This window comes from Kordia algicida OT-1 (assembly GCF_000154725.1).
Classification (GTDB): domain Bacteria; phylum Bacteroidota; class Bacteroidia; order Flavobacteriales; family Flavobacteriaceae; genus Kordia; species Kordia algicida.
The window spans coordinates 235,874-251,025 of sequence record NZ_DS544873.1 but is presented as its reverse complement, the minus strand read 5'-3'; the positions used below and the strand labels follow the sequence as shown (position 1 = coordinate 251,025).

Below are 15,152 nucleotides of genomic sequence, written 5' to 3'. Positions count from 1 at the left end.
TTTTTTTAAACGTAATTTTTTTTTGGTGAGTTTTCATGATGTTAAGTTTTTGATTATAGATAATAAAATACTAAAAACAAACATCAACCTAGTACGGAAACACTATAATTAACACATTTTCAAATACTTAAAATTTACTTTTTTATTGAAAAATATATAGTTTTATGATTAAAACACCAAGTATATAAAAGTTATGTATGCTAAAAATAGTAATACACCTTCATAACGTTCTATTCCGAACTTTTTTGGGATAAATGCTAGTGGAAATAACACAAAAGCGAATCCTAACATCCAAAGGATGTCTCTATCTATAATTAAAGTATCTTCTACACGAATTTGTGTTATTACCGAAGTAATTCCTAAAACAGAAGCAATATTAAAAATATTAGAACCTATAAGATTCCCCAAGGAGATTGCTTTTTCCTGTCGTACTGCGGCAATAACAGAAGCTGCCAATTCTGGTACACTGGTTCCAATAGCAATCATGGTAATAGAGATTACTGCTTCGCTTACACCTAAGTTTTCTGCAACAGCTTTTGCTCCAGTTACCAAAAATTCTGAACCAAAATATAACGCTGTACCACCAACGGCAAGCCAAATAAGAATCTTTATATACGAAATGGTTGCCGCAGCATCATCAACTTCTTCAATATCAATTGCATCTTTATTTTTTCGCGCAGAACGAATTAGTATGAACAAAAATACTCCTAAAGCTATTAATAAAACGATCCCTTCTAATCGTGTTAACAAATTATCATTCCATAAAAAGTAATAAATCAATAGTGAGAAGAACATCAACGAAGGCCATGTGAGTTTATAAAAAGTATTATTGACAGCTATGGGTCCAATAATGGCTGTAATTCCTAAAACCAAACCAATATTGGCTATATTAGAACCTATCACATTGTTAATTGCAATTGCAGACAAACCATTTAAAGCAGCGTTTATACTTACCAATAATTCGGGTGCAGATGTCGCAAAAGATACCACTGTAAGCCCGATAACCATTTTAGAAATGTTCAATTTAAAAGACAATCCTACAGAAGCTCTCACTAGAAATTCTCCTCCAGCAATGAGCAGTAACAATCCAAAAATTACGTAAGCGATGTTCTCCATTGAAAATATTTTTTTGCGAAGATACTATTTACTTTTACATGTTAAACATCAATTATATTCTTGTACTATTTATTTTAGATGTTATGAATTAAACAGAAATTCATGAGATTTACTGAATATACATATGTTAGTTATTCTTCCTGTAACTTTTTTAATTGTGCAGTTGCATAACTATTTTTATAGATGGAATTTGATTTTTTAAAACTTTCAATCGCCTTTTCTTTATTTCCTGTAAGAATATAAAAATCTCCTAATGAACTATATACATAAAAATCGTTAGGATAGTTTGTGATGTTAAGCTTAAAAAATTGTTCTGCTTTTTTAAATTGTTGAACCTCCATCAATTGATTTGCTAAATCTTCAATATAATACCTTTTGGGTTTAATTTCTCTTTGAAATTCCTTCGATAATTTTGTGTAATAGTTCTTAACTTTGTTTAAAATATCGTTCTCTTTATCTATCAAGTCTTGCGTTGTAATATGTAATTGATAAAAATCAAATATGTAACGCAACGCATCATATTCAGCAATAAGTGGTACAGAACCGTGCGAATCATTTTTGTAATATTTTCCTTTGTATGACAGCTTATTTAGCGGATCTTTTTTTAATAGCGAATGTAATTCTAGAATAGCTCTAATATGTCGCGTAGTATAACTTGTATCTTTTTTAACTGTTATGGTGTCCATATTCTTGCCCATGGTGTTTGCTATTGCTAAAAAAAGTTTTTTATTATCATATCGTTCGTTAAACGTTGTCTTCTTAATTTTTTGTAATAAATTTTTATCATTCCACCACATTGAAGGATCAATAGCAACATAAGCATTGAATAATTCAGGCTTCTGTATGAGTGTGTTTATTACAGTCAAACCTCCAAGTGAATGTCCAATAAACATACGATATGATTCTGTTGCATACATTTTATCTATATAAGGTATTAGTTCTTTCTCTATGAATGAAATGAACGCATCGCCACCACCAGAATTTTCAACTTTAAGACGACTTAAATAATGTGGTACTTTTGTTGGTTTTGTAGGAGTTAAATCTCTAGTTCTATTTGTATTGGGAATTCCTACAATAATCATTTTTGGACAAATTGTACTTTTACTTAGCTGTTTCACCATTCCAACTACAGAATGAAAATGAGAATTTCCATCTAATAGATAAAGAACTGGATATTTTCTACTTTGAAGCGCAGCATTGGCATGTTCTTCAGGGAAGTGAATCCATATTTCCCGTGTTTCATTCAAAATTTTAGAATGTATACTGTCTTTTTTTCCAATAACAATATCACTTCTATTCTGACTGTAAAGGTTGTGAAAACAAAAACTTATAAAAAAGATTAAATATATTTTATGCATGCTTGACTATCATCTTTTAAGTGAGTCATAACTCTTTAATTTTATTTTACAATGTAGGAATGTTTTATAAATTATCAATACTTTTTCATCTTCCCCATACATAGTTATCATTTTTAAATTGATAAACCTCGCATATAATTGCTGTTGGTTTTGTTAAATAAACTATAAATTTCGTTGATTAACTATTTTTATAGTTGATTAACTGTTTTTTTAGTTTATATTTGTTCAGAATGAAACTTGAAATCACTCAAATTTGTATTGAATCATGCAAAAACTCACAAATAAAGAAGAAGAAATCATGCACATTATCTGGAAGCTAGAAAAGGCTTTTGTAAAAGATGTCATGGCAGAAATTGAAACGAAAAAACCGCATTACAACACACTTTCCACCATTGTCAGGAATTTGGAAGAAAAAAGATATGTAAGTCATAATGCGTACGGAAATACACATCAATATTATCCTTTGGTAACCAAGGAAGCGTATCGTAAAAAGTACATGGCTTCAGCGATTCAGCATTATTTTAATGATTCATACAAGAACGTTATTTCATTTTTTGCTAAAGAAGAAAAGATTAGTGTGGAAGATTTGAAAGAGATTATTAACCTTATTGAAAAAGAGCAATCATGAACGAATTCATCTTATTTTTCGCGAAAAGTACAGGAGTTTTATTATTGTTCTCGGGCTTGTATTTTTTAGTCTTACGAAAAGAAACATTTTTTAATGAAAATCGATTTTTCTTATTAGGAGGAATGATTTTTTCATTGCTAATTCCGTTTTTGGTCATTACAAAATATATCCAGATTCCCGCGAAAGTCATTGCCACCAATAGCGCTTTTGTTTTTGCAGAAACAAGCGTAACGCCTGAAACTACAATTTCATGGACAACTGTATTGTTTTATGTATACGTAACGGGCGTATTGCTTTTCTTTTGTAAATTTTTGATCGAACTTTTTTCGTTGTTCAAATTACTTTGGAAGGCTCAAATTTCACGACGCGACGAACAATTTATTTATATTGAAACCACAGCTTCTTTTTCGCCATTTTCATTTTTTAATTATATCGTGTACAATCCTGACTTGTACTCAGAAGCTGAGTTAAAAGCGATACTAAAACACGAACAAGCACATAGCCAACAGTTGCACTCTGTAGATGTTTTTGTAGCAAAATTGTATTGTATTTTTATGTGGTTCAATCCTTTTGCGTGGCTTCACAAGAAATTTATACTACAAAATTTGGAGTTTTTGGCAGATCGTGCTGCTATTAAACAAACTCCTTCCAAAAAAGAATATCAACTTACATTATTAAAGGTTTCTGGACATGCATATTGTCCTGCATTGACCAATAATTTTTATAATTCATTAATCAAAAAACGAATAGTTATGTTACAAAAAACTCAATCCAAACATTTTAACAGGTGGAAACAAGTCCTTATTTTACCAATGCTTATTGCGTTTGTATTTCTTTTTAATACGGAAGTCATCGCAAGAGAAATTGCTACTACTCCAACTACTGAAAGAGAAATTGTTGTAGGACAAAATGAAGTTGCAGGCGATTTAGTTGTCGTAATCACTAAAAATACGACTATTGAAGAACTCAAAGCATATAAAAAATTGTTTGCTTCACAAGACATCAAATTTAAGTATAGTGACGTGAATTTGAATTCTAAAGGAGAAATCAGCAGTATTTCATTAGTATTAACGTCTAAAAATAAAGAAGCTGCCAACGGAAAATTTAAATCTTCGGGCGATAAAGCAATTTCTGAAATTCAACTTGGAAAGCGCAATGACGAATTATTTATCAAATCAAAAGCATTTGAAAGTATTTCTAAAAGAAGTTATGCTTTTAAAGTAAATTCTGAATATGTAGAAGGCGACGGTGAAGACAAGAAAATTATCATCCGATCGAGTAAAGATGGAAAAGATAAGGTAAATACTTGGGTTCAAAAAGATGATGTAAAAACGATCAACATTACAAAAGAAAATGGAAAAGAAGTAATTATCGTAAATGGCAAAAAATTATCTCCAGACGAAATTATTGAAGAAGAAATTGAAATTGAAGAAGGTAAAAGCGGCGAAAATATCTTTGTATATGCTATTTCTGATGAAGATGATGTAGAAACAGAAGTTAAGATTGTAAAAAATAAAGAGAAAAAGATCGTTTTAAATACTTCAAACGAAAAGGAAATACCATTATTTATTTTGGATGGAAAAGAAGTTTCTAAAGATAAATTTTCGGCATTAGATCCTGATACTATTGCAACAGTTTCGGTGTTGAAAGGAGATTCTGCTACTGAAAAGTATGGAAAAAAAGGGAAAAATGGTGTTGTTATCGTAGAAACCAAAAAGAAGAAGAAAGAATAAGCAAAGTATTTTTAATTTTTCTACAATATTGTAAGCGACAAGGATGAAAATCTTTGTCGCTTTTTTTGTCAGCATCCATATTACTACTTTTTAACAAATTTTGAACCTCAAAGATCAATTTTCACTTTTTAAGGTGTACAAGTAATCTTCAAAATAACAAACAACAAAGCAATTATTTATAAAATACTAACAATCAGTTTCTTGCAATTTAATTTCACAAACTAACATTTATAAATACCAAGCGTGATATTTATAAATGCCACTATCGTGTCCTTTGTTTGCACAAAATAACGTCATTATTTAGCACTGTGATTCTGTTGCAACAAATCATTAAAGGTGTAAGCTGAAAAACCTAAAATAGAGTAAGTATATCAATAAATAAATTTAATCATGAAAACCAAAATTTTAAAGTGGGGAATATTCTTTTTTACGGCGATTTCCTTTATAGCGTGTAGTGAAGATCCAGTAATCAACTCAACATCTGATGAAGTCATTACACAAAAAGAAAGACCTTCATCAGGAGGAAATTTAGTATATTCTGACTTAGGATCTACCTATTCCAAAACACAAGCGAGAACTATTTTCGCAAAAACTCTTGCCACAGCAATTAGCGGCAATCGAGAAATAAAAGAATTTATTTACAACGAAGCTGCGACACAATATAACGGTGACTACGAAGTGTTATACGTTATGGTAAAAGACAGAAATATAGGAGGCGTACCTTTTCACCAACTTTTAAATGACACAGCAAGAAACTTACAATATGCACAAGAAGTTACTCCAGATTTCTTCTCGAATGAAATTTTAAAAGCCGATCCAAAACTTACGATCTTTTTAGAAGAACGTTATTTTAACAATGTACAAGCATATGACATGCCTGTAAATGTGGGTGTACAACCTGCTGAAATTCGTGAAGCACAATCCTCAGGATACACAGCATTTAAGGAAGATGGTTCAGAATTTGTTGTAACTGATTATTCGCAAGACACTGTTTTGATGGGTATCAAAGAAAATGAGCGAATTGAGTTATTCAATGTAAATACCTTTAATACAACTGATGGAAGACATATTGCTAAATTTTTAAGCGGTCCTTTGTGTAATACATTTTTACAACACATTATTCAATTGTTTTTCACGGCTATTATTAATGGAGACCAGTACTTAATTATACAAGTAACCAAATTATATGACATTTACAGATGTATTTGTTTAGGTGACTGTGGTGATCCAGATGCAGACGGCGATGGAGTTCCAGATGCAGAAGACGAATGTCCAAATGAAGCAGGTCCTGCATCAAACAATGGATGTCCAGAAGATCCAGAACCAGATTGTGTTGCTCCAAACTGTCACAGAACTACATTTGACAAAAAAGATGAAATCTACAAATTCAAATTCAACAACTGTTCGGCATATAGCTCAACATCAGAGTTATTTGAAGGAAAAAGAGAAATGCGTGCTGTAGTTGTATATAGCTACATGGATCCAGTAACAAACACTGTAATATCAACAGATATTAAGAAGGCAGGATCGTTTAGCAAAGGAAGCCTACGTGACGCTAACTTCTGGGGTACTTGTCAATCTACGAAATGGGTAACAACTAATTGGGAAACATTTAACTGGGATTACTGTACACACGGAGAACAAATTAAAATTTTCTGGTACGAAGAAGATCCAGGACAATGGGGAACTTTCAACTTGACTGTGAAGTTTAAATTAGGTCCTGTTGACGTAAACTCATCATTAGATATTCCTCTTAAAAATAATGATGATATACTAGGAGAATCTGTAGTACAGTATTGTGATGCAGCAACAGGAAGCGGAACCTTATATAATACAGGTAGTATTCAGTTTTATTACAGATTACAGCCATAAGAATATTCTACTATTTTTATAGAAAAAATTAAAAGGAGCTATCTGAAAAAATTCACGATGGCTCCTTTTCATGTTTTGGGAACAGAAAAAGCGACAAAGATGAAAACCTTTGCCGCTTTTTTTAGTTTGAATCAATTTGTTTAGACTGCAACAAATGACAGTCCAGAAATACTTGTCCAAGAAGTATTGTAACTATAACAAGATACTACTCCTGCTGCCGAAATATCAACTCGCCTCATTACATTTCCTGACACAATTGTACTTAAAATCAATTGCTTATCAGGTCGGTATCCAACTGGTAATTGAAAAATGGTTGTTTGTGCTCCTGTTGGTGTTCCATTTCGTACCAAACCTTGAATGTGTACGACACCATCTTTTTTACGATATCTTGCGGCTCCGTAACTTCCTACAGAATAGTTTTCTATACCATTCTGTAGCGTTGCATTTTGCCATCCTGAATCGCTTCCACCTGTTACTACTGTTACCGCTCCTGTTTGTCCGTTAACGCTTGTTACGGGCGCATGTTCTTCTGCCGCACGCTTTGCTCCTGCTGGAGTTACTGCTCTGACACTATCTGTACCCGTAGTAACTTCTGCAAGTGTTGCCAATTCTACTTTTCCGCGTGTAGTCGTTGTAGCATTTGGCACTGCGTTGTCTACAATATGATTTGCCGTTCTAGGCGTAATGTATTTGGTGTCGTTGGTAGATAAAGCTTCCGCTAAGGTTGCTTTATCTTCTCCTCTATTGACTTTACTATCAATGAGGTCTACGAATTCATCTTGTGTTGGACGATCTCCTGTTTCAAAATATGATTTTAGGGCTGTTCTGTTTTTTTCTGCCATGATCTATTTTTTTAATATGTTATTTTACGATTTATCTAATTGTGAATGTAGTTCCGATAACCATGTCTCCTATTCCTCCGATGTCAATCCAATTGTCTTCGTTTGGAATGGTCATGATATTTTCTTCAGTACTCAACATTCCTGATGTATTTTGTGCCACTACTTTAAAGTGGTGATATATTGGGTTTCCATCCGCATCTTGCGTTGCCAAACTGTGATCTTGCAATGTAGTATCAGCAAGTAAAACAAAAACTTCTGCTTCATTTGTGGTTACTTCATGAATTTTTTCCCAATTTCCTTGTGAATTCATTTTGTACACTGAATATGTTCCTTTGTAACATGTTTTTTCCCATTGCAATGCAATTTCGTTTACGTCACCATTTGCCGCAATTGGCTCAGAGATGTATTTTAAAGTTGGCGCTGGCGGATTTGCCACTTCAACCATCATACTTGCTACAATTTTTGAAGCTTGTGAAGGCGCATATTCCGTAATGATTTGTGGTGTGTTTGTACCAAAATTAGCTTCAGAATATTCAATACGCCTTGACACTGTTATGCGATAGAATAATCCGTCTCCGTATGGAACTTCTGCCAAATCATCAAAGTTGTCGTATACTGTCCACAGTTCGTTTCCTTCCAAACCTTCTGCTTCAACATCGATAGAATTTACCAATGTCATCGTACGAATTGATTGTGCATCAAGCTTATTGAAAGCTCTGTAAATATTCACTTTTTTAATGTTTTGCACTTCTGGATATGAATTGATTTCTAGCTGAATTTTTGGCTCAATTCCTAAGATTTGATTTTCCAATACTGGCATGATTCTTTTTACTTCTGGCGCTTCTGGAGCATTTGAGGTTACCAATTTTATTGGTCCTAAAGCTTCACTGAATTCTCCTAGTTTCATTTGCGAACTTAATTCTCGTGCCGCATAGAAATAGATATTGTTAGAAGTACCATCTAAGTTAAAGTCTGTAAACTGCGTTGTGTGCGGACTCGTGCTTGTTGTCTTCATCATTGGTGCCATTTCAAATGCTGGATCTGTTGGTAGTAATACACTACCATTTTCATCACGTAACACTTGTTTTTTGTTTACTGGCTCGTAACTTGGTCCGTTGATGTATGCATAAACCACAGGAACTTTTGTCAATGGTACAAATGCATTGTATAAAACTCCTTTTACAAATCCGAGTAATCGTTCATCACCAACAGCAATCTTTCCTACGTCTGTATTTACGGTATCACTTACATCGGTATTAAAAGGCGTTATAGGCGTATCTGGTGGAAATGCTGTATTTTCATTGATTCGTTGAATAATCACATTTGCCCATTCAAATAAGGCTACCTTATCTGGATTTGGAAATTTGTAATGATTATCTGGATCTACATCTACTGGCGGATAATATCTGTAATCGCCTTCATCTTCAAGTGTTTCAAAGTCTAGGAAGTTTTCCCAACGGTTTGCAAAGTAATCTTCTTCGTTTCCTCCTAATGCTTTGAGTTCTGCTCTAATTTCACGAACCGTTTCTTTTTCATAAAGCGCATTTAGAATAGCTTCGTCATTGGTTCTGTAAAATAATACGCCGTGAGGTTTGTGCGCATACTTTGTGGTGAGTGTGTATGTAGAACGTCCAAAGAAATCTGGGCGTGTTGCATATTTTGCTCCATCAGGTTGTTCTGGCTGTTCTGCTTCCACAATTTTTTGTGCAAACATGATTTTCGGAATACTGATGTTTGAGTAATATGGATTGCCTGTATCATGACTTCGCAAACCAACAATAGAGTTGCGAACTTCTTCGTTTTCTCCTGGCAACAGGTTTGCTTCTGTTAACCCATACGTCTGGTTTTCATATAAGTATACTTTGTATCCTGGATAGAAATTTACGGAAACATCAACACCTGTTTGAATTGGATCGTATGATGAATCTTGTGAGAATAAAGGATCAAGCGCTAATACTTCTACATCATTTTCTATTAAATCGCCATCGTGAACAATGTTTAGAATTTTTGCAACTTTCAATACTTTACGTTTTCCATTCGGATTGTCTACTGTGCGCACTCGTACTATTCCTCTGTACCATTCTACCGAATCTGAATCTGGAGAGAATTGCGAATGTTGGTGAAGTTTTACTCCGTGAAATGTAATTTTATACATTCCTTTGTGTCCCATTTCAATACTTCCATCAGGATTTAAGCTAATAGCTTCATTTTCAGGAACAATCGTTGTGTGATTGTTTGCAGGATCGGACCAAATTCCACGAGTTTTTTCTAGGTGACGTTCTAGTTCTCCATTGTCACCTTCTACCATAACAACTTCACGATGAATTTGATTGAACTCATTTACTTTTACTTGTAATGGTTGCGGATTTGGAGTTCCCCAACTTGATGGTGTTTGCATGTTTTCTATCGCAAGAAAAATACCATCATTCGTAATTTCAATCGCTTGCAAATTGTCTGCATCTGGCGAAGGAATATCGTCTACTAAAGCATCACTAATTTCTTTTTTGTATACTTTAAATTGTGGATATTCTGAGGTTTGAATTACTTCATGAATGATGTGCTGTTGCTCACCCAATACAAATACACCTCCTTCATAATTTGATTCCAATCCGTTTGGAATGTCTGGCGTTAAGGTTTGATCGACACTTGATAGATAGTATTCATCAACCGTAACGATAGATACTAAACTGTTTCCTGGATCGTCTACCACACTGATGACTTGCCCTGAGATGTTGTTTGGAATTTCATTTCTGAAAAAGATGTCTACGTTTTCTGCATGAATTTCATCATTATCATCAAAGATAGAAGTTGTGTCGGTTACCAATTCTGCATCTGTAATTACAGAGTCTGCTGGCACTGCGTAATCGATCAATTCTTGGTATGAGTGATAGTCAAATGAGATTCTCACTAAAGTTTGATCGGCATTTTCATCATCTTCAATAATCTGGTCATAACGTTGTTGCTCTTGTTGTGATGTTAATAACAATGGCTGCTCCTTTTGAATGAGATGCGGCTGAATGTTAGATGGTGGCAACAACGGATTTGCAGGTTGCAATTCTGTAATGATGGAAACTTCCGTTGGACTCGACGTTGCTCTTGAAAACCAGTTAATTCCGTAAGAACCATAGTAATGCCTTCCGCTTACAATTTGTTTGTGTACAAAGATTGGTTGTCCAACTTCTGGTAAGGTAATTGGAAATGCTTCGTAACGTTTTGATGCTTCTGAAACAGTTGAATCAATGTGTAAATAACGTTTGTCATGCGAGATTTCTGGTTTTTCCCAAGGACCAGGTAATATTTGTGTTTCTGGTCGTTTGCGGTATTCTAATCCTGCGTAGATTGGAATGGTGTATTCTTTCGCTTCAAATTGTGTATTTACCTGATAGAAAGGCGGATTGTATACGTCTTCTGGAATTTCTTCTGCGTATAAAGTTACGTAACGTTTTTTACCGTCGTGCGTGTATCCATCTTCATCTGTAATGCTAGAAGGTTCGCTAGTTTCTGTACCTAAGAATGCTCCAGGAACCACAGGTTCTAACGATATTGGCAATGGCAAACGCTCATCTGATGTTGCGGTTGGCAAACTCATACTTAAGTGTTGTACTTCGCGTGCGCCTTGTCCGTCTTCTAAGTCTCCGAAGGTTACATATGCTGCGATGTATACAAATTCTCCGCTTTGCACTTGTGAAGCTAAGTCTAAGAATCCTAAACCTAACATACGCGCCATATGATAGTCATACGAAGCAATGTTGAGCATGTCTAAGTTTGAAATTTCCATTACATCGTCTTCATCTTCTACTACAATGTTTTCATCTAGCGGAATTTCTTCAATGGCTTTTGGATTTGTTGCATCGTCACTTAGTGTGATGTATTTTTCAACAACTTGCTTTAGGTTTCTGTCGTAGATATCTGGTTCTACAACATTCCATTTATCAATATAGTTGGCAATATTTACGGTTGCATCATCATTAAATCGTGGCCATGTCCCGTTTACATCTCCCGAAGTTGGTTCTAACTGCTGTAACGCTGTGTTGTCATCTAAGGTTAATGCATAACTTCCCATAGCTGTCCAAGCACCGTTTTCATTCGCATTTTCGATGAAATCGCCATATAATTCGAGACGAACTTCCGTGATATACGTGTTGCTTCCGAGGAATCGGAATGTACGTCCGTTTTCACATAGTAATCGTACGTTTTGTAAGCTACTTCCTGAGAATGTTTTTCTATTTGTTGCTTTTTTGAGCGCAATTAAGGTGTTTGTTGATACCGATAAGGTTTCCGTTTGCAATGAGCTACTTGAAGCTGACGAACTTACTTTTGCTTCTACCGCAAAGAATAGGTTTCTTTTGCTTTCTACTTCAATGAGTTCATTTCCATAGTTTTGAATGAATCCTTGTGTGTTTGTCGCTGGATTGATCGCATTTCTAACTTGCGCATATTTTGTCGTATTTTTAAAATATACATGAAAATCTTTGTCTTCAATTCTGTAAATCCATAATGCATTTGCGTCGTCAACGATGTTTGGTGCTTGTGCAAAATCGATCGTTTTTGTGACTTTGGTATACGGCGCTCTGTACACACGTACAAAATCATCTTCTTTGTTGAAGTTATGTGCTGTCGATGCATAGTTTCCTTTTGGCAAGTGTTTTTCTCCTAATGCTCCAGAGAATACCCAACGTGTATGAATACCTTGCGCACTTCCATCATTTCCTGTTGATCCTGCTGCTTGAATGTAGAAGTTTGGTGACTGAATCGCAGTATGCTCCGTGATTGGAATTGAGGTATTCCCACAGTTTTCATTACAGTAATCTGTACGTTCTGCTTCTACGTCTGCAACAATTATTGCAACATTTTCAAATGTATGTGGCAAGTCATCAATAGCTGGTGTAAACGTGTCTGTTGTATAAGTTGCTTGCGCATATTGCGATGTTGGAACGTCTTCAGAAATACAGTTTTGCAATTCTAGGTTTGTTTTTGCTAGATATGCTGCGCCTGTTTCTGCGACCGATCCGACAAGGAATAATTGCTGATTTGCATCATTTACCAATTGATTGATATCGTTTTTACTGCCAAAGTCTAGTTTTCGCTTCCAGAGTTCATTTAATTGCCCATCAAATTTTATGACTTCACTCGCGCGATCGGTAGTGTAGTTTGCAATACAATAGAATGTTCCATTTTCTCCTTGAATAAGTTTCGTGTTTGTACTTAGCAGGTCTTGCGAAGCTCCTAAACTTGTTACTTTTACAGTGTATGAGTTTGAAGAACTGTTTAAAGTACTAAGAAACAGTTTGTTTGTATTGTAATGCACACCTGTTATGATATAACTTTCTAGTGGTGAAGCTATTGAAATTCCGCCTGTAATGTGCAATAATGCGTTGTTTCCAAAACGTTTTCCCCAGTTTAGAGCTAAGTTATTATCAAATGATAGTACAGCACCATGACGTATTGTTTGCCCAGATGGAGTTGTTGCCGAACCGACAATGGTAAATCCGGCTGGAGTGATGACTACATCCATGATTTGTTCATCTGATACGCCAGTTACTCTCCTTGATGAAATCATGTTTCCGTTTTCATCAATTTTGTACAATTCCATATCGTCTTCTAGCTGTTGTTCGTTATACCAAGCTGTGATAAGGTATTGCTGTGTTTGAGGATTGTGGTTAAGTTTTTTGATTCCTACTCCAGAACGTGTATTGGGAGAATACAATAGTTTTGACCAAAGAATGTTTCCTAACGAGTCAATTTTAAAGATAAAAAGATGCGACCTATTATTTTCTGTAGTTCCATATTGCCCTAAAACGATGGCACTTTGTCCATCATTACAGGTTACTACTGATGTTAGTGAGATTTTTTTACCCTGAATTGCCAATTGTTTTCTCCATACTATATTGCTATTGGCGTTTAACAACGTAACAATTCCGTAAGGTGAATCTGTTCCAACAGTAAGTACATTATTTGTTCCTATTTTACAAACTCCGTTATTGGAATTAGGTGAACCTCCATTCTTGAAGGAACTCGTAAAGAAACATTCACTTGAAATGTAAAACGTAACTGTCGTCGTTTGTGGACTTAGCGCACCATTTACAGAAAAACTTAGGTTTGCAGTTTCTTCTACACTTGTAGATTGCAATTCAGCTGTATACGTACCATCGCCATTATCATCTGCTGCGGTAATGGTTCCTGCGGAAGTATTTATTGCTACAGTTTCTCCACCAGAAGTGATGTTGTTTCCGTTGGCATCTTTTAGCTGTACTGTGATTATTGAAGTACTGCTTCCATCTGCTGGAATTGCATTTGGATTTGCCGTAATTGTACTTTGCTCAATATCTAGTGTTGGACATATTTGAATGATGTTTGGATCGTAGAAAGCGGTTTCCAATCCTAAATCTGTTGCGCTTACTTGTATGACCGCAGCTTCCACATCATTGATTGGTTGCTTTTCGATATTAATTTCACTGATTTCAGGATTTCCTACTTGCGTAAACGCTTCAACGCAGTCGTTTCCTTCGAGTTCTACATTGGTTTTGATGACATTTCTGTTAGATTCTTGCAAGAAGATGAAATTGTCAAATACCTGAAATTCTTCTGCGCCAATTCCGATGGAATTTCTTTTTGTCCAAAGACAGTTTAAATCCCAATCAAATTTAAAATAGCTTGTTGTTGAAGCACCAAACTCTTTGTAGTTGAAGTAAAAGTTGGAATTTGTAAATTCTAATTTGTTACTTTGTTGACTACTGTTTGCACTCAATCCGTCTATGATGATTGCTTTTTCAGGTACCAAGTTATTGTTCAAGTTGAGCGACGTTACTAAACGGTTTCCACTTGGAGAATGTGCTAGGTAGAGTAAGTCATTTTTCGGATAGATATGGTAATATCCAGATCCGCCACTTGTTTGTATTGATGAAAGATTTCGGTATCGAGCTCTGTCGACAATTTCTAGGTTAGTATTTAATTCCGTGATTCCGAAAGGAATGTTGGTAAATACGCCTGTTCCTGCCAGAAATATTCTGTCATTATAAACTGTCATTCCTGAAAACACCGTAAAGTTATTTTGTTCTGTATACGCTAGGTTTACACTTTTCACCATGTTTCCATTGTCGTTAATGATACAGACTGATTGACCTGCTATGAATACATAACGGTCTAATGAAATTTCCTGAATCATTGTTCGGTCGATATTGTATTCTGTATATCCATCAGTATCAACATCGTACTTCTTACTCCATCTTATTACACCAGCTTCACTCATTTTAAGTGCGACTGCTTTTGGTGTATTGCTTTCAATTTCATAGTGACCTCCGTAGATGATTAAATTTCCTTCGGTACCTGGAATGATTTGATTGATGAAGTGTAAGTTATCTATTTGCTTCGCCCAAATTAAATTATAGTTCGTATCAACTTTTACCACTTTTGCAGGAACGTTACGTACAACATTTGAGTTCTGTCTGTAATAAATACAGTAGATAAAGCCGTTGTGATGCAAGAATGGTTTGCAATACGCCAAATTTATGTTTTTGACGAAAAAATTATTTTCTAGTGCCATTTGATATTTTTTTTACTTTAGAAGTGATCTAAACTTTTTTTGATTTGAATGAAAAATTTA

Annotated in this window: 7 protein-coding genes; 3 read left to right on the top strand and 4 right to left on the bottom strand. The window is 34.8% G+C overall.

The genetic code is table 11. The annotated features are described in order from the left end of the window. Positions 1-168: 168 nt before the first annotated feature. Together KAOT1_RS01050 and KAOT1_RS01045 are read right to left on the bottom strand one after the other, a co-directional pair. Complete coding sequence (locus tag KAOT1_RS01050; protein WP_007092809.1) at positions 169-1,116, bottom strand: calcium/sodium antiporter; 948 nt, start codon at positions 1,114-1,116, stop codon at positions 169-171. 131 nt (positions 1,117-1,247) lie between these two features. After that, a complete protein-coding gene (locus KAOT1_RS01045; protein ID WP_162014325.1) occupies positions 1,248-2,363 on the bottom strand; it encodes an alpha/beta hydrolase-fold protein in 1,116 nt (371 codons plus the stop codon). 376 nt (positions 2,364-2,739) lie between these two features. Between KAOT1_RS01045 and KAOT1_RS01040 the strand changes: the two genes are divergently transcribed. The 3 genes from KAOT1_RS01040 (at position 2,740) to KAOT1_RS23485 (ending at position 6,707) form a co-directional block, all read left to right on the top strand. Further along, positions 2,740-3,102: a BlaI/MecI/CopY family transcriptional regulator gene (locus KAOT1_RS01040; RefSeq protein WP_007092807.1), complete on the top strand. Its 363-nt coding sequence runs from the start codon at positions 2,740-2,742 to the stop codon at positions 3,100-3,102. After that, positions 3,099-4,835: a M56 family metallopeptidase gene (locus KAOT1_RS21725; protein ID WP_007092806.1), complete on the top strand. Its 1,737-nt coding sequence runs from the start codon at positions 3,099-3,101 to the stop codon at positions 4,833-4,835. The genes KAOT1_RS01040 and KAOT1_RS21725 overlap by 4 nt, the downstream gene beginning before the upstream one ends. Before the next feature lie 390 nt (positions 4,836-5,225). Continuing rightward, positions 5,226-6,707, top strand: coding sequence for a thrombospondin type 3 repeat-containing protein (locus KAOT1_RS23485; RefSeq protein WP_007092805.1), 1,482 nt, complete (start codon positions 5,226-5,228; stop codon positions 6,705-6,707). A 140-nt stretch (positions 6,708-6,847) separates the two neighbouring features. Here the strand turns inward: KAOT1_RS23485 and KAOT1_RS01025 are convergent, their stop codons facing one another. Further along, positions 6,848-7,549 carry a hypothetical protein gene (locus KAOT1_RS01025; protein ID WP_007092803.1) on the bottom strand — a complete coding sequence of 234 codons (702 nt, stop codon included), beginning with the start codon at positions 7,547-7,549 and terminating at the stop codon, positions 6,848-6,850. A 31-nt stretch (positions 7,550-7,580) separates the two neighbouring features. Then, positions 7,581-15,092 (bottom strand): Ig-like domain-containing protein, encoded by a 7,512-nt coding sequence (locus tag KAOT1_RS01020; protein ID WP_007092802.1) that lies wholly within the window; start codon positions 15,090-15,092, stop codon positions 7,581-7,583. Positions 15,093-15,152 lie beyond the last annotated feature (60 nt).